Here is a 14,292-nt window from a genome sequence, read left to right as displayed (position 1 = left end):
CTCTGCTCTGTGTCATTCGGTTCGGACTTCGGGCGACGGGACGTCAGGAGGCCAGCGCCGGCCGGCCCGATTCGGGAACGTCCCTGGTCGTGGTGGGTGTGGCGTGGTTCGTGTTCGCGACCGCGTGCGAGACGTCGCGGGCTGCCGCCATGACGGCACGGGTGAACTCGACGCGGCGGGGCACGAAACGGCTGACCGGGATGCTCATGCTCACCGCGGCCACCACGGAACCCATGTCGTCACGCACCGGCGCGGCGACGCAGTGGACCTCCGAGACGGCTTCACCGAGGTCGTAGGCGTGGCCGGCAGACCGCGCCACCGACAACGCGTCGAGCAGCGCCCCGGCATTTGTGATCGTCGACGGCGTGTGCCTGCGCAACTGGCGACCGGACAGGTACCGGTGCAGTTCGTTCTCCTCGAGGCTCGCCAGGAGGACCTTGCCCACCGCTGTGCAATGTGCTTCGAGACGGGCGCCGACGCGTGCACCCTGCACGGTGATGTTGTGCGTACCGACCACTTTGTCGACGTACAGCACGTGCCACCGTTCCATCACCGCGAGGTGACTGGTTTCGCCGTACCGCTCGACGAGGTTCTCGATGACCGGCGCGGCGCAGGACCGCACGTCGACGGTGCCCCGCAGGGTTTCGCCGAGTTCGATCACCCGCCACCCGATCCGGTAGCGACCACGCGTGCGGCACTGGAGCAGTCCGGTGTCGACGAGACTCGACAGCAAGGCGTGCGCACTCGATCGGGGGACGTCGATGGCAGCGGCGACCTCGGAGACCCCCCATTCCGGTTGCGCTGCGGTGAACAGGTCCAGCACCGGCCCGATCTTCTGGACCGTCTGCAGTGTCGCCACGGTGTCCGTCCTTTCTTCCCACGGCTCCGCGGGAAGCGAACGTGCACCTCGCTGAGCGTCTGTGATCTGAAACACTAGGAAGAACGCGGCCACCACACCATGACCACCAGCGCATGAATGGATGACTGCACGCGCACCACCCGCGGAGCGTGATCACTCATCCACCGGTCGGCCGCGGGCTCCCGGTCGGTGCCGGCCGCGACCGCAGCCTGTGCCAGGCGCGGCGTCGCGAGGTGGTAGTCGATGCCCCACCTCGTCGTGCGGGAGGTGGTCCCATCCCCACTGGCCGAGCGAGGTGACCGAACGGCGGGCCCGCTTACGGAAAGGTGGGGCGACCTGGTTGCCGGCCAGGGCGGTGTCGAACATCGCGCGCATGTCGGCCGCGGACGCCCCGTCCGGTGGGTTGAAGACCGCCAGGCCGCCGACGTGCATCGGATGCTCGCGGGATTCGCCGAGCAGAAACAACCGGTAGAAAATTGGGGGAATCGAGCCCGACCGAGCAGGTCAGTTGTCCAACCCGGCCGCGAGTGCTTGACGGCTGGCGTGGACGTGAGGCCCGTGCCGCTCGCCCCATGTCACACAAGTTCAATCTGATTGGCCGGCGGTGACATTGGGCGACGGGCGACAGGCGGAGGCACCGAGGTCCACGTCGGCTGAGCTACGGTCTGCCTATGGACGACGAGCACGCAGTGGGAACGCCTGGCGGTCCGGTGCGGTATGAAGGTGGACTGCCGGGACTGATCGCGCGCGCCCGCGTGCTCGCCGACTCGGGTCAGCGCCGGCTGCTCGGCATTGCCGGGTCGCCGGGCTCGGGCAAGAGCACCGTCGCCGCGGCAGTGCTCGCGGCACTGGGATCGTCCGCGGTGGTGGTGCCCATGGACGGATTCCACCTGGCGGGTGCGGAACTGGTCCGCCTCGGGCGATCCGGCCGCAAGGGCGCACCGGACACGTTCGACGCCGCCGGCTACGTGGCCCTGCTGCGCCGGCTGCGTGAACCCGACGGCGAGACGGTGTACGCCCCGGAGTTCCACCGCGACGTCGAGGAGTCCTACGCCGGGTCGATCGCCGTCCCGCCGGACGTTCCGCTGGTGATCACCGAGGGCAACTACCTGCTGCTCGACGAGCAGCCGTGGTCGAGGGTGCGCGGCCTGCTCGACGAGGCGTGGTTCCTCGCCCCGGACGAGGAGGAGCGCGTCACCCGGCTCGTCGAGCGGCACGTCCGGTTCGGCAAGTCGCCCGAAGATGCGCGAGAGTGGGTGCGTCGCAGCGACGAACGCAACACCGCGTTGGTCGAGCCCGGCCGTGCCCGCGCTGACGTCGTCGTGCTCGGTGACCCCGTGTAACTCAGACCGGGTATTCGATCGGTTCCATCCGGCCGCTGGTGAGGGAGCGCGCCGCGGCCTCGGCGATCGCCTGCGCCTTCAACGCCTCCGCCAGGGTCGGGCCGATCGCGGCACCGTTATCCAGCGCGTCGACGAAGTGGTCGAGCGCGGTGCCGTAGCTGCCTCTGATCCGTTCGAACCATCCCGCGTGCAAGCCGTCGTCGACCACGCGGCCGGCGCTGTACCGGGAGACGGATCCGGCGCGCTGCCGCCGCGCTTCGACCATGCCGGTCGAACCGAGCACCTCGATGCGTTCGTCGTAGCCGTAGCCGATCCGCCGGGTGCAGTCGATCTGGACGAGTGCCCCGCCGGGCAGACGCAGGGTGACCGCCGACGTATCGACGTCGCCGTACTCGGCGAGGCGGGGTTCGGCGAGCGTGGAACCGGTCGCGAAGACGGACTCGGGGTCGAGCCCGGAGATCCACCGGGCCAGGTCGAAGAAGTGGACGGTCTGGTCGCGCATCTGCCCACCCGAGACCGCGACGTACTCGAGCGGCGGCATCGCCGGACCGCGGCTGGTCATCTGGATCAGCTCCACCGAACCGATCTCGCCGGACGCGACCACCCGCTGCAGTTCGGCGTAGTCACGGTCGAAGCGGCGGTTGAAATCGACCATCGCCCGCAGTGATCGGGTTTCGGCGAAGCGGACGATGTCGACGGCGCGCGCAAGGTCGAGATCGATGGGCTTTTCGCACAGAGCCGGGATCCCCGCCGTGGCCGCGGTGCGAAGGTGCTCGGCGTGGGTGTCGGTGGACGATGCGATGAAGACGGCGTCGATTGCCGCGGGGTCGAAGACTTCCACGAGATCGGTGGTGGCGCGGCTGCCGTGCCGCTTGGCGAGGTCCGTCGCGCGAGCGAGGTCGATGTCGAAGACGAGGGCCAGATCGACGTCGGGGTGGGCGGCGAGGTTGGCGCCGTGCACTCCGCCGATGAATCCGGCCCCGATGAGGGCGAATCGCTGCATGTCAGATACCGACCTTGTCGTGTGCGAAAGCGGGAACCACCCAGGCGGAGTCGGCGGCGTGCGAGGCGGCCGTCGCCTCGACGAACTGGACGCCGATCAGCCCGTCGCGTCCGGTGGGGAAGGACAGATCGCGGAGGGTGGTGGGAGTGTCGTCGCGGCGGGCGCGGAGTTCGTCCGCGAGATCGCGGTAGAAGTTCGCGAAAGCCTCGAGGAAGCCTTCGGGATGTCCCAGGCCTGGGCGGGTGAGCCGGCCGGCGTCCTCGGACAGCGTGCGCATCCCCTCCGCGAGGATCGTCGCGCCGCCGTCGAGGTCGCGCACCGTCAGGTGCTGGGGGTCCTCGTGCCGCCATTCGATGCTCGCGGCGTCGCCGAACACCCGGATGCGCAGGCCGTGCTCGTTGCCGGTCGCGGCCATGCTCGCCCACAGTGTCGCGGGTGCTCCGTTGGAGAGGGTGAGGCGGACGGTGGCGTTGTCGAACACCCGCCGTCCGGGGACGAGGGTGTCCAGTTCGGCAGACACTCTGGCGGCTTCGAGTCCGGTGATGTACCGCAAGAGGTGGAAGGCGTGGGTGCCGAGATCGCCGACGACGCTGGGGAATCCCGCGACGCCGGGGTCGGTGCGCCAGCGTGCCTGACGGTGCTCGCCGAGTTCGACGGGTGCCGCGGCCCAACCGGACGCGTGCTCGACCGCGGCGAATCGGATCCGGCCGAGGTCGCCATCGCGCACCATCCGGGCCGCGTGCCGGACCATCGCGTACGCCGAATAGCAGTGCGGGACGGCGAGAATCGCACCGGAGGACTCGGCGATCGCGACCAGTTCCGCGGCCGACGCCGAGTCGGGCGTGAGGGGTTTCTCGCACACCACCGAGATGCCCGCCTCCAGGAACGTGCGCGCGATGTCGAAGTGGCTGTCGTTCGGCGTGGTCACGGCGACCACGTCGACGCCGTCCTCGCGTGCGGCTTCCCGTTCCGCCATCTCCCGGTAGTCGCGATACGTGCGATCCGCCGGCACACCGAGGCTCCCGGCGATCCGCGCCGACGATGCGCCGTCTCGCCCGAAGACCCCCGCGTGCAGTTCGTACCGGTCGTCGAGGCGCATCGCGTAACGGTGGGTCTTGCCGATGTCGGCGCCCTGTCCGCCGCCGACCATGCCCGCGACCAGGCGCAGGCTCCCTTGCTTGCTCAACTCGGCTCCTACTGAGGGGTTTTGACCGCGAGGACCGGGATCGGGGATTGCAGGATGAGGCGTTGGCTCACGCTCCCGAGCAGGGCCTTGCCGACCGCGCTGCGGCGTTTGACGCCGATCACGAGGCGTTCGATGTCGGGTCGTTCGTCGAGCAGGTCGAGCACGGCGGTCGCGGGATCGCGGTCTCCGCGGCCGATCCGGTCGAGGACGGTCACGCCGTCGTCCGCGAGCGTGTGCACGTCTTCGGGTTCGGTGAGGGAGAGGTTCACCACCAGAAGGTCGGCACCCAGCATCGCGGCTTCCTTCTTGCCGGCCAGGAGGGCGTGCGATCCTTCGGAGGAGTCGGTCACGGCTACGAGCACTGTCATGGGATCAACCTTTCAGGGGAGGCGGTGCGGCGACTGTCACGAGTAGTCGCGCCGGAACTGATCTTCGAGTTCCTCGAGCGAGCGGCCACGGGTCTCCGGAACCTGAGTTTTGATGAAGACGAGAGCCAGCACGCCGAGGCCGGCGAAGATGAAGAACGTCGCACCGATTCCCAGTGCGGCCACGACGGGCGGGAAGAGCAGCGCGACAACCGCGTTGGCGATCCACAGTGCGAAGATGCAGACACCGATGGCGAAGCTGCGGATCTTCAGCGGGAAGATCTCCGACAGCATCAGCCACACCAGGGGGCCGATCGTGGCCTGCATCGAGAAGACGAACAGCACCACGAACGTCAGGATCAGGTAGGCCTTGAGGGTGCCGTCGGGCAGCAGGAACGCGGAGAGGCCGACGAGCACGTGGAACGTGGTGGTGAGGGTGAAGCCGCCGAGGAGCATCTTCCGTCGGTCGATCCGGTTGATCAGGGCGACGCCGGTGAGGACGCCGAGCACGCTGAACAGACCGTTGAGGGTGTTCGCGACGATGGCGGCGTTGGAGGAGAATCCGGCGTCGCCGAGCAGCTGGGTGCCGTAGTACATCACCGAGTTGATGCCGGTGGCCTGCTGGAACACTCCGAGGCCGACGCCGATGAAGATGAGGCGGCGGATCCATTTCACCGACAGGTCGGCGGCCCCGCCGGTCTGGGAGAGCTTCTCTTCCTCGGCGAGCGCCCGGACTTCCTCCAACTCGGCACGTGCCCGCTCCGGGGACCGAACCTGGAGAAGCACGGCGAGCGCTTCGTCGTGCCGGTCCTGCGACATCAGCCAGCGCGGACTCTCCGGCATCCGCAGCATTCCGGCGAACAGGAAGATGGCCGGTGTGACGGCGACCAGAAGCATGAAGCGCCAGACGTTCTCGTGCTCGCCCCAGATGTTGAAGATGACGGCGTTGATCACGAAGGCGGCGAACTGTCCGACGACGATCATGACTTCGTTGCGGGAGACCACGCTGCCGCGTCGTTCGGTGGGCGAGATCTCGGAGAGGTAGACGGGCACGGTCGCGGAGGCGCCGCCGACGGCGAGGCCGAGGATGAAGCGGAACAGTGCGAGCACCTCCCACGTCGGGGACAGCACGCAGCCGAGCGTCCCGATCATGAAGATGATCGCGAGCATAAGGATGTTGTGCCGGCGTCCGAACCGGTCGGACATCCGTCCGCCGATGAGAGCGCCGATCGCGGCACCGAAGATCAGGATGCTCACCACCAGGCCCTCGGTGAACGAGGTGAGCTGAAGGTCTTCCGTGAGCGGTTCGAGTGCGCCGTTGATGACTCCGGTGTCGTATCCGAAGAGCAGGCCGCCGAAGGTGGCGACGACGGCGATGATGCCGAGTCTGTGCGAGTGTCGCCCAGGGGCGTCGGCAGGCAGGGACGGGGCGGTAGTTCGGGTGAGATCGCTGGCCATGAACATCTCCTCGACGTGATCTATGTACAGAACACGTAATGTGTTTATGTCCGAACAAAGCTAACTCATTGTGACTCGGGGCACAACGGCAAGCCGATCATCGGGCGGATCCCCTAGGTGAATGCTTACTCCCTACCCGCGAGTAATAGAACGCACGATCTGTTATCGTTCGGCGTATGCCCAGGCCACGAGTTCACGACCTCGACGCCGCGCTCGATGCCGCCGAACGGCTGGCCGTCGAGGGCGGACCGAGTGCGGTGACCCTACGCGCGGTCGCCGCGGCCACGGAGATGTCCAACGGCGCCATCTATCACGCATTCGGCTCGCGGGGAGGGCTGGTCGGGCGCGCCTGGTTGCGGGCGGCGCACCGATTTCTCGACCTGCAACAGGAATCGGTTCAGGAGGCGCTGGGGCGTGGTCCCGTGGACGCCGTCGTCGCGGCCGCCGACACCCCGGCCGTCTTCGCCGAGCGGTTCCCGCAGTCGTCGCGACTTCTCCTCACCGTGCGCCGCGACGAACTGCTCGGATCCGACGTCCCCGAGGACGTCGCCGCCGAGTTGTCGCGCCTCGACTCCGTCCTCGTCGAACTGTTCGTCCGATTGGCGCTGGCGTTGTGGGGGCGCAAGGACGGTCGCGCGGTCGAAGTGATCGAAGCGTGCGTCGTCGGGCTCCCCACCGGACTGCTGCTGCACGCCCGGCGAAAACCGGACGACGCCATGCGCCGACGCCTGGAGGCGGCGGTCCGCGCCGTCCTCGCACTGGACCCCCCGTCCCCGGGGAAACGTCACGACAGCAACACGAAAGGTTCCCAATGACCGCCACCCTGACCTACCGGGACACGATCGCCGTCCTCGACCTCGGCGACGACGAGAATCGTTTTTCCCCCGAGTGGCTCGACAACGTCGACCGGCTCCTCGACGACGCCCACGAACACGGCGCGCAGGCCCTGGTCACCACGGCCACGGGGAAGTTCTACTCCAACGGCCTCGACCTGGACTGGCTGATGGCCAACGGTGACCGCGCAGACTGGTATGTCGGGCGCGTGCAGGCCCTGTTCAGCCGGATTCTGACGCTCCCCCTGCCGACGGTGGCCGCGGTCAACGGGCACGCGTTCGGCGCCGGCGCCATGCTCGGAATCGCCCACGACTACCGGGTGATGCGGTCCGACCGTGGGTACTACTGCTTCCCCGAGGTCGACATCCACATTCCGTTCACCCCGGGGATGGCCGCGCTGATCCAGGCCAAGCTGACACCGCAGACCGCGATCACCGCCATGACCACCGGCCGCCGCTACGGCGGCGCCGACGCGCACACGAGTGGGCTGGTCGACGGGACCGCGCCCGAAGGCGCGGTCCTGGACGCTGCCGTCGACCTGATCACGCCGCTCGCGGGGAAGGACGCCGGCACGCTCGGCGCGATCAAGTCCACCATGTTCGCGCCGGCCGTCGCCGCACTCGCATCGGGCCGATCATGACCCGGTGACGCGAAACCTACTGTGCCGGAGTGATGGTCACTCGCCGGGCACGTGGAGAATCAGGGCGTCGCCCTGTCCGCCGCCGCCGCAGAGAGCGGCGGCGCCGGTTCCACCGCCGCGTCGTTTCAGCTCGAGCGCGAGGTGCAGCACGACCCGTGCCCCCGACATGCCGAGCGGGTGCCCGATGGCGATGGCGCCGCCGTTCACGTTGACCATCGACGGGTCGACTCCGAGTTGCCGGGTCGACTCGATGCCGACGGCGGCGAAGGCTTCGTTGATCTCGACGAGGTCGAGCGCCGAGGGGTCGAGTCCCTCACGGGTGCACGCCTTGTCGATGGCATTGGCGGGCTGCTGCTGGAGCGTCGAGTCGGGCCCGGCGACGATGCCGTGGGCGCCGATCTCGGCGAGCCATTCGAGCCCCAGCTCCTCGGCCTTGGCCTTGCTCATCACCACGACGGCGGCCGCGCCGTCGGAGATCTGCGACGCGGAACCCGCGGTGACGGTGCCGTTCTTGTTGAAGGCGGGCCGCAGCTTCGACAGCGACTCGGCCGTGGTGTCGGCGCGGATGCCTTCGTCCTCGGTGACGACGAGCGGCTCACCCCGGCGCTGCGGGATGGTGACGGGTACGACCTCGTCGTCGAAGAGTCCGTTCTTCCACGCGGCCGCGGCGCGCTGATGTGAGGCGGCGGCGAAGGCGTCCTGCTCTTCGCGACCGATCTTGTCGGTGTTCGCGTTCCGGTCCTCGGTGAGGGCACCCATCGCCTGCTCGGTGAAGATGTCGTACAGGCCGTCGTAGGCGAGGTGATCGACGAGGGTGGTGTCGCCGTACTTGAAACCGCTCCGCGAGTTCGGGAGAAGGTGCGGCGCCTGGGACATCGACTCCTGCCCACCGGCGACGACGACATCGAATTCGCCGGCGCGGATCAGCTGGTCGGCGAGCGCGATGGCGTCGAGACCCGACAGGCACACCTTGTTGACGGTCAAGGCGGGCACCGACATCGGGATGCCCGCGTTGACCGCGGCCTGCCGGGCCGGGATCTGACCGGCGCCGGCAGTGAGGACCTGCCCCATGATCACGTACTCCACCAGTTCGGGTGCCACCCCGGCCTTGTCGAGGGCGCCCTTGATGGCGATGCCACCGAGATCGGATCCGGAGAGTGACGCGAGCGAACCCGTCAGCCGGCCGACGGGGGTCCGGGCTCCGGCGACGATGACGGACCTGGTGCGAGAAGTCATGGGAGTGTCCTTGGTGTCGTGACGAATGTCGCTCAGACGAGCGCGGATTCGCGAATCTCGAGGGGGGTTCCGGTGGCGGCGACGACCTCGTCGACGGTGACGCCGGGGGCGACCTCACGGAGAGCGAGGGTGCCGTCGCCGACCACGTCGATGACGGCGAGGTTGGTGATGATGCGGTTGACGACGCCCTGGCCGGTCAGCGGCAGGGTGCAGGCGTCGATGATCTTGGGGTTGCCGTCCCGGTCGGTGTGTTCCATGAGGACGATGACGCGGCTCGCGCCGTGCACGAGGTCCATCGCGCCGCCCATGCCCTTGACCATCTTCCCGGGGACCATCCAGTTGGCGAGGTCGCCGGTGCGGGAGACCTGCATGCCACCGAGGACGGCGGTGTCGATGTGGCCGCCGCGAATCATGCCGAACGACAACGCGGAATCGAAGAACGCGGCACCGGCGTTGACGGTGACCGTTTCCTTGCCGGCGTTGATCAGGTCGGGGTCGACGTTCTCGTCGGTGGGGTAGGGGCCGGTGCCGAGGATGCCGTTCTCCGAATGCAGGGTCACGGTGACGTCGGTGCCGAGGTATCCGGGAATGAGCGTGGGCAGTCCGATGCCGAGGTTGACGTATTCGCCGTCGACCATCTCCGCGGCCGCGCGGGCGGCCATTTGCTCACGTGTCCATCCGTTGGTGCCGGTCATCGAGTGGCTCCTTCCGTGCTGCTGACTGTCCGCTTCTCGATCCGCTTGTTCTGGGGGCCGGTCTCGACGATGCGTTGAACGAAGACTCCGGGCAGGTGCACCTGGGCGGGGTCGATGGTGCCTGCGGGGACGAGTTCCTCGACCTGCGCGATGGTCACCTTTCCGGCCATCGCCGCGAGGGGGTTGAAGTTCAGGGCAGACTTGTCGAACACCAGGTTGCCGGCGGTGTCGCCCCGCAGTGCGTGGACCAGGGCGAAGTCGGCGGTGATGCCGAGTTCGAGAACGTAGCGCTTGTCGCCGAACGCGCGGGTTTCCTTCGGGGGCGAGGCGAGCGCGACGGAACCGTCGGCGGCGTACCGCCACGGCAGTCCGCCGTCGGCGACCGGGCTGCCCACACCGGCGGGGGTGAAGAACGCGGGGATGCCCGCGCCGCCCGCCCGGAGGCGTTCGGCCAGCGTGCCCTGCGGGGTCAGCTCCACCTCGAGCTCACCGGAAAGGTACTGACGCGCGAATTCCTTGTTCTCGCCGACGTACGACGCGGTGACGCGCCGGATCCGGCGGGCACCCAGCAGAATTCCGAGCCCGTGGTCGTCCACACCGCAGTTGTTGGAGAAGACCTCGAGGTTCCCGACGCCGGAGTCGGCGAGCGCGCGGATCAGCGAGTCGGGGATTCCGCACAGGCCGAACCCGCCCACGGCGATCGATGCGCCGTCGGACACGTCCGCGACTGCTTCTTCCGGGGTGTCGAACACTCTCGATCCCATGTGCATCCTTTCTCCTGGCCGCCGTAGCCGGCGATACCGTCTTCCCGTGAAGATTCGTCCACCTGATGGACGACTCTGCGCGACGAGCTCTGCTCCACTAAAAGGGGTCATTGCATGCATTTCAAGGGTTCCCGGCACAGTGCTCGCGGTCTGGACGTCGCGCCAGTGAGCGTTCACTGAGTGAACGTATACTGCGGTCATGGACGACGCGCAGCGGCCGCAGGTCATTCGGCGGGTGGGATCCCTCTTCCGGGCCATCGCGGCCCTCGAGTCGTCGGGCTCCTCGACGTCCGCCCTGGCGCGGGAGACGGGGCTTGCCCGCCCGACCGTGCATCGCCTCCTCGTCTCGCTGGCCGAGGAGGGGCTGGTCGACCGCGACCAGAAGTCGGGGAAATGGTCGCTGGGACCCGAGCTGTACCTGCTCGGCTCGCTCGCCGCCGGGCGGTACGACATCACGGACCGCTCCCGCGACATCCTGCGCGATCTCGCACGTGAGACCGGCGAGAGTGTCTTCCTGTCCGCGCGCCGCGGTGACGAAACGGTGTGCATCGCGAGCGAGGAGGGCAGCTTCCCGCTGCGTTCCCACGTGCTGTACGTCGGCATCCGCCTGCCGCTGGGGGTGGCGTCGGCGGGTCTGGTCATCCTGTCCCACCTGCCGGACCGCGACATCGACGACTACCTGTCGCGTGCCGACGTCACCGGCGAGTGGGGAACGCAGCACAGGCGGGACGAGATCGCCGAGCGCATCGCGGAGACCCGCCTGAACGGGTACGCCGTCAACCCCGGGCTGCTCGTCGAGGGCAGCTGGGGGATGGGCGCCGCCGTCTTCGACGCCCAGGGATCACCGGCCTGGGCGCTGAGCATCACCGGTGTGGAGAGCCGGTTCCGCGAGGAGCGTCGCCGCGAACTGGGAGAACTCCTCCTCCGCCAGGCGCACCGGCTCACCCAACTCCTCGCCGACAGGCCGCGGAGCCGGGGGTGAGCACGATTCGGTCCGGCGCCTACGCGGCTTTCCGTCGCCGCTGAGGTCGCCCGTGGCGGGTGTCGATACTCCACAGGTGGGTGCAGTCGGGGCACTGGAGATGGACGCGGGTGCCCCGATTGCTCAGCAGGTACTGCCAATGCCGGTCGCAGTTGCGGCTCGACCCGCAGTCGCCGCAGTCCGAGCCGTGGTCGCAGCCCGGGCAGGGCAACCAGGCGCGACGCGAGAAGTCCGCGGTCGGATCAATCGGTAACACGGCCCACCGTCCGATCCGGGAGCACACCCGCCTGGACCAGCTCGTCGTAGATGCGCTGCTGCTCGGGGTCGAGGCCGGAGTACAACATGTCGTACGCCCGCTCCTCCTCCGCGAGCACGGCGACGGGATCCCAGTCCTCGCCGATCGCCTCGAGAACAGCGGTGCGCCGCCGCGCCTCGTCCAGCGTGAGGTCGAGTGCGAACGAGAGTTCGGAGTCGCTACCCATGTGGTCACCTTCGTTTCGCGGTCGCCGTTATCGAAGGGGCCAGGGTCACTCGAGCCCGCCCAAGACCACAATGACCTGGATCACGTCGACCGAAAGTGTTGCGTCGTATTAACGACGAAACGCCCCGCCATCCGGGTGGGTGACGGGGCGGTGGTGCGGGTGGGGTCAGGCCTGCAGGCCGGCCTCGATCTCGAGGGTGATGGTGATCTTGTCGCCGACGACGGCTCCGCCGCCTTCGAGGGGCATGTCGATGGTGATGCCGAAGTCCTTGCGGTTGAGGACGGTGGTGGCTTCGAAGCCGGCGACCGGGCCGTTGCCCATGCCGGGGTTGACGCCGTTGAATTCGAGGGCGAGCTCGACGGGGCGGGTGACGCCGTGGAGGGTGAATTCGCCGTCGACGACGTAGTCGTCGCCCTTGGCGCGGACGGCGGTGGAGGTGAAGGTGGCGGTGGGGTACTGCTCGGCGTCGAAGAAGTCGGCGGACTTGATGTGGGCGTCGCGGTCGGCGTTCTTGGTGTCGATGGATGCGACCTGGATTTCGGCGGTGACGGCGGCGGTGCCGTCCTCGGCGACGGTGATCGCGCCGGTGAAGTCGTTGAACGTGCCGCGAACCTTGCTGACCATGAGGTGGCGGACGGAGAAGCCGACGGTGGAGTGGACGGTGTCGATGGCCCAGGTTCCGGCGGTGAGGTTGGGCAGGGTGGCGGTGGCGGTGGTCATGAAAACTCCTTGGGCTGTCGAACGGTCACTCGAAATCGAGGTAATTGAATCTGCAACTACTACGTTAAGCCGATGTCGTTGCAATGTCAACTAAATTCTGCGAAACGCAGGTGAACTGCGGTGTTACTGCTTGGGCCGGACCGGATGGCGGCTGACGATGGAGATCCGGTTGAAGGCGTTCATGGTGACGGCGATCCAGCTCACCGTGGAGATCTCCTGCTCGGAGAGGAATCGCCGCGCGAAGGCGTAGTCGGTCTCCTGGGTATGCGCGTCCGGGAGGGTGGTGATCGATTCGGCCAAGGTGAGCGCCGCGACCTCCCGGTCGGAGAAGAGTTCCGTCTCCCGCCAGGCAGGCAGAACCGCGAGGCGCTGCTGGGTCTCGCCGGCCGCGAGCGCCGCGGCGACGTGAACGTCCAGGCAGTACGCGCAGCGGTTGATCTGTGAGACGCGCACGTTGATCAACTCGACGAACCGCCGGTCCATCCCGACCTCGGTGGTCGCATGACGGATGGCCTTGGCGACGCCGATCTGCGCCTGATAGACGGCCGGACTCTGCTTGTCGATGTGGACGTAGGGTGCCGTGCTGCTCATGGTCGACCTTTCCGGGCTCAGGGGTTTTCCAGCAGGTGGGTGCGCATTTCGCTGAAGTCGTGACCGAGGATGCCGACGTCGCGGGGGCTGAGCAGGTCGAACATGTTACGGCGCACCTCCGCGACGTGTCCGGGGCTGGCGGCGGCGAGCTTCTCGGCTCCGGCGTCGGTCAGCTCGGCCAATGTTCCGCGCTTGTCGTCTTCGCATTCGACCCGGCGCACCCAGCCGGTGTCGACCAGCCTGCTGATGGCCCTGGTCACGCCGCTGCGGGTGGTGGTCACCGCGTCTGCGAGTTCGCGCATCCGCAGTTGTCGCTGGGGTGCCTCCGACAGCACGACGAGCAGTTCGAAGTCCGTGAACGAGATGCCGGCGTCGCGGGTGAGCTGTCGATCGAGCGCCTGCAGGAGTAGGCGTGTGGCGTCCAGGTAGGCGCGCCAGGTGTTCTGTTCTTCGGCGCTGAGCCATCGGGTCGGTTCCACGGCACCAGCATAGCCCAAGTAGTTGACAACGCAACGAGTTGTTGTAGTCTGAATTTAGTTGAAAGCGCAATTACTGCGCTCCGCGGAGAGGGGCAGGGCAATGAGCACCACAGACGAGCAGGAGCGTTCGCAGAGGTTCGCGGAGCAACGCGACCGGATCCGCGCCGAGCATCTGAAGCCGGTGGCGTCGAGGCCCGCGTCCTCGGCCCGCGGCCTCCATCACGCCGCGCTGATCAGTAGTGACGTCGAGCGCACGGTCCGGTTCTATCATGACCTGCTCGAATTTCCGCTCACCGAGCTGATCGAGAACCGGGACTACGCCGGGTCTTCGCATTTCTTCTTCGACATCGGCAACGGCAACCTGCTGGCGTTCTTCGACTTCCCGGGACTCGACGTCGGCCCGTACCGGGAAGTTCTCGGCGGACTCCACCACATCGCGATCAGCGTCGAACCCGGCCGCTGGGATCACCTGCGCACGAAACTGATCGACGCCGGCGTCGAACTCGTCGAACACAGTGAGGTGTCGATGTACTTCCGCGACCCCGACGGTGCCCGCCTCGAACTCATCGCCGACCCGCTCGGCGAAATGTACGGCTCACACGTTCTCTGAGAACCCTGACTCCGGGAACCCCTGCTCTGAGAAACCTGGAAAGGA

Annotated in this window: 17 protein-coding genes and 1 pseudogene; 5 read left to right on the top strand and 13 right to left on the bottom strand. The window is 67.8% G+C overall.

From position 1 onward, the window contains the following. Positions 1-43: 43 nt before the first annotated feature. Positions 44-859, bottom strand: a complete 816-nt coding sequence (locus HGB39_RS29900) for an IclR family transcriptional regulator (protein WP_064080227.1) — start codon at positions 857-859, stop codon at positions 44-46. Positions 860-1,066: 207 nt separating this feature from the next. Then, a pseudogene (locus tag HGB39_RS29895) lies at positions 1,067-1,291 on the bottom strand (wax ester/triacylglycerol synthase domain-containing protein); the annotation flags it as partial. Positions 1,292-1,530: 239 nt separating this feature from the next. On the opposite strand from HGB39_RS29895, the gene HGB39_RS29890 reads away from it, so the two are divergent. After that, positions 1,531-2,202 (top strand): nucleoside/nucleotide kinase family protein, encoded by a 672-nt coding sequence (locus HGB39_RS29890; RefSeq protein ID WP_064080228.1) that lies wholly within the window; start codon positions 1,531-1,533, stop codon positions 2,200-2,202. A gap of 1 nt (position 2,203) precedes the next feature. Here HGB39_RS29890 and HGB39_RS29885 read toward each other — a convergent pair whose 3' ends face one another. The 4 genes from HGB39_RS29885 to HGB39_RS29870 are packed head-to-tail and all read right to left on the bottom strand — an operon-like array spanning position 2,204 to position 6,214. Next, positions 2,204-3,205: a Gfo/Idh/MocA family protein gene (locus tag HGB39_RS29885; protein WP_064080229.1), complete on the bottom strand. Its 1,002-nt coding sequence runs from the start codon at positions 3,203-3,205 to the stop codon at positions 2,204-2,206. A gap of 1 nt (position 3,206) precedes the next feature. After that, positions 3,207-4,391: a Gfo/Idh/MocA family protein gene (locus tag HGB39_RS29880; protein ID WP_064080230.1), complete on the bottom strand. Its 1,185-nt coding sequence runs from the start codon at positions 4,389-4,391 to the stop codon at positions 3,207-3,209. Positions 4,392-4,399: 8 nt separating this feature from the next. Continuing rightward, positions 4,400-4,759, bottom strand: coding sequence for a universal stress protein (locus HGB39_RS29875; RefSeq protein WP_005571320.1), 360 nt, complete (start codon positions 4,757-4,759; stop codon positions 4,400-4,402). Between the two features lie 36 nt (positions 4,760-4,795). Continuing rightward, on the bottom strand, positions 4,796-6,214 hold the full coding sequence (locus HGB39_RS29870) for a sugar porter family MFS transporter (RefSeq protein ID WP_052024048.1): 1,419 nt from the start codon (positions 6,212-6,214) through the stop codon (positions 4,796-4,798). A gap of 176 nt (positions 6,215-6,390) precedes the next feature. On the opposite strand from HGB39_RS29870, the gene HGB39_RS29865 reads away from it, so the two are divergent. Both HGB39_RS29865 and HGB39_RS29860 read left to right on the top strand, forming a co-directional pair. Beyond that, the gene (locus HGB39_RS29865) at positions 6,391-7,029 is read left to right on the top strand and encodes a TetR family transcriptional regulator (RefSeq protein ID WP_005260721.1); all 639 of its coding nucleotides are present in this window, start codon (positions 6,391-6,393) and stop codon (positions 7,027-7,029) included. After that, the gene (locus tag HGB39_RS29860) at positions 7,026-7,688 is read left to right on the top strand and encodes an enoyl-CoA hydratase-related protein (protein WP_054246732.1); all 663 of its coding nucleotides are present in this window, start codon (positions 7,026-7,028) and stop codon (positions 7,686-7,688) included. The genes HGB39_RS29865 and HGB39_RS29860 overlap by 4 nt, the downstream gene beginning before the upstream one ends. Before the next feature lie 36 nt (positions 7,689-7,724). Here HGB39_RS29860 and HGB39_RS29855 read toward each other — a convergent pair whose 3' ends face one another. The 3 genes from HGB39_RS29855 to HGB39_RS29845 are packed head-to-tail and all read right to left on the bottom strand — an operon-like array spanning position 7,725 to position 10,383. Then, the gene (locus HGB39_RS29855) at positions 7,725-8,924 is read right to left on the bottom strand and encodes an acetyl-CoA C-acetyltransferase (RefSeq protein ID WP_054246733.1); all 1,200 of its coding nucleotides are present in this window, start codon (positions 8,922-8,924) and stop codon (positions 7,725-7,727) included. Between the two features lie 32 nt (positions 8,925-8,956). Further along, complete coding sequence (locus HGB39_RS29850) at positions 8,957-9,619, bottom strand: 3-oxoacid CoA-transferase subunit B (RefSeq protein ID WP_005260718.1); 663 nt, start codon at positions 9,617-9,619, stop codon at positions 8,957-8,959. Continuing rightward, positions 9,616-10,383: a CoA transferase subunit A gene (locus tag HGB39_RS29845; RefSeq protein ID WP_005260717.1), complete on the bottom strand. Its 768-nt coding sequence runs from the start codon at positions 10,381-10,383 to the stop codon at positions 9,616-9,618. Before HGB39_RS29845 ends, HGB39_RS29850 begins: the two co-directional genes overlap by 4 nt. A gap of 199 nt (positions 10,384-10,582) precedes the next feature. Here HGB39_RS29845 and HGB39_RS29840 point away from each other — a divergent pair, with 199 nt between their 5' ends. Beyond that, positions 10,583-11,365, top strand: coding sequence for an IclR family transcriptional regulator (locus HGB39_RS29840; RefSeq protein WP_007296189.1), 783 nt, complete (start codon positions 10,583-10,585; stop codon positions 11,363-11,365). Positions 11,366-11,607: 242 nt separating this feature from the next. On the opposite strand, the gene HGB39_RS29830 is transcribed toward HGB39_RS29840, so the two are convergent. From HGB39_RS29830 to HGB39_RS29815, 4 genes are all read right to left on the bottom strand, one after another. Next, the gene (locus HGB39_RS29830; protein WP_005237803.1) at positions 11,608-11,847 is read right to left on the bottom strand and encodes a DUF6400 family protein; all 240 of its coding nucleotides are present in this window, start codon (positions 11,845-11,847) and stop codon (positions 11,608-11,610) included. A gap of 165 nt (positions 11,848-12,012) precedes the next feature. Continuing rightward, positions 12,013-12,567 carry a YceI family protein gene (locus HGB39_RS29825; protein ID WP_064080231.1) on the bottom strand — a complete coding sequence of 185 codons (555 nt, stop codon included), beginning with the start codon at positions 12,565-12,567 and terminating at the stop codon, positions 12,013-12,015. Positions 12,568-12,690: 123 nt separating this feature from the next. Beyond that, positions 12,691-13,158, bottom strand: a complete 468-nt coding sequence (locus tag HGB39_RS29820; RefSeq protein WP_064080232.1) for a carboxymuconolactone decarboxylase family protein — start codon at positions 13,156-13,158, stop codon at positions 12,691-12,693. Between the two features lie 17 nt (positions 13,159-13,175). Continuing rightward, positions 13,176-13,637 carry a MarR family winged helix-turn-helix transcriptional regulator gene (locus HGB39_RS29815; protein ID WP_005569209.1) on the bottom strand — a complete coding sequence of 154 codons (462 nt, stop codon included), beginning with the start codon at positions 13,635-13,637 and terminating at the stop codon, positions 13,176-13,178. A 100-nt stretch (positions 13,638-13,737) separates the two neighbouring features. Here HGB39_RS29815 and HGB39_RS29810 point away from each other — a divergent pair, with 100 nt between their 5' ends. After that, entirely contained in the window at positions 13,738-14,247 is a 510-nt protein-coding gene (locus tag HGB39_RS29810) for a VOC family protein (RefSeq protein WP_064080233.1), read from the top strand. The last annotated feature ends 45 nt before the right edge of the window (positions 14,248-14,292 follow it).

This window comes from Rhodococcus opacus (assembly GCF_012396235.1).
GTDB classification, from domain to species: Bacteria; Actinomycetota; Actinomycetes; order Mycobacteriales; family Mycobacteriaceae; genus Rhodococcus_F; species Rhodococcus_F opacus.
The sequence above is the reverse complement of the archived record's forward strand: the minus strand, read 5'-3'. Positions and strand labels throughout refer to the sequence as shown.

Excerpts from the sequence above, each read along its gene's own strand:
- HGB39_RS29890 (WP_064080228.1), top strand. The coding sequence starts at position 1,531 with ATGGACGACGAGCACGCAGTGGGAACGCCTGGCGGTCCGGTGCGGTAT.
- HGB39_RS29885 (WP_064080229.1), bottom strand. The coding sequence starts at position 3,205 with ATGCAGCGATTCGCCCTCATCGGGGCCGGATTCATCGGCGGAGTGCAC.
- HGB39_RS29875 (WP_005571320.1), bottom strand. The coding sequence starts at position 4,759 with ATGACAGTGCTCGTAGCCGTGACCGACTCCTCCGAAGGATCGCACGCC.
- HGB39_RS29870 (WP_052024048.1), bottom strand. The coding sequence starts at position 6,214 with ATGGCCAGCGATCTCACCCGAACTACCGCCCCGTCCCTGCCTGCCGAC.
- HGB39_RS29865 (WP_005260721.1), top strand. The coding sequence starts at position 6,391 with ATGCCCAGGCCACGAGTTCACGACCTCGACGCCGCGCTCGATGCCGCC.
- HGB39_RS29860 (WP_054246732.1), top strand. The coding sequence starts at position 7,026 with ATGACCGCCACCCTGACCTACCGGGACACGATCGCCGTCCTCGACCTC.
- HGB39_RS29855 (WP_054246733.1), bottom strand. The coding sequence starts at position 8,924 with ATGACTTCTCGCACCAGGTCCGTCATCGTCGCCGGAGCCCGGACCCCC.
- HGB39_RS29850 (WP_005260718.1), bottom strand. The coding sequence starts at position 9,619 with ATGACCGGCACCAACGGATGGACACGTGAGCAAATGGCCGCCCGCGCG.
- HGB39_RS29845 (WP_005260717.1), bottom strand. The coding sequence starts at position 10,383 with ATGGGATCGAGAGTGTTCGACACCCCGGAAGAAGCAGTCGCGGACGTG.
- HGB39_RS29840 (WP_007296189.1), top strand. The coding sequence starts at position 10,583 with ATGGACGACGCGCAGCGGCCGCAGGTCATTCGGCGGGTGGGATCCCTC.
- HGB39_RS29830 (WP_005237803.1), bottom strand. The coding sequence starts at position 11,847 with ATGGGTAGCGACTCCGAACTCTCGTTCGCACTCGACCTCACGCTGGAC.
- HGB39_RS29825 (WP_064080231.1), bottom strand. The coding sequence starts at position 12,567 with ATGACCACCGCCACCGCCACCCTGCCCAACCTCACCGCCGGAACCTGG.
- HGB39_RS29820 (WP_064080232.1), bottom strand. The coding sequence starts at position 13,158 with ATGAGCAGCACGGCACCCTACGTCCACATCGACAAGCAGAGTCCGGCC.
- HGB39_RS29810 (WP_064080233.1), top strand. The coding sequence starts at position 13,738 with ATGAGCACCACAGACGAGCAGGAGCGTTCGCAGAGGTTCGCGGAGCAA.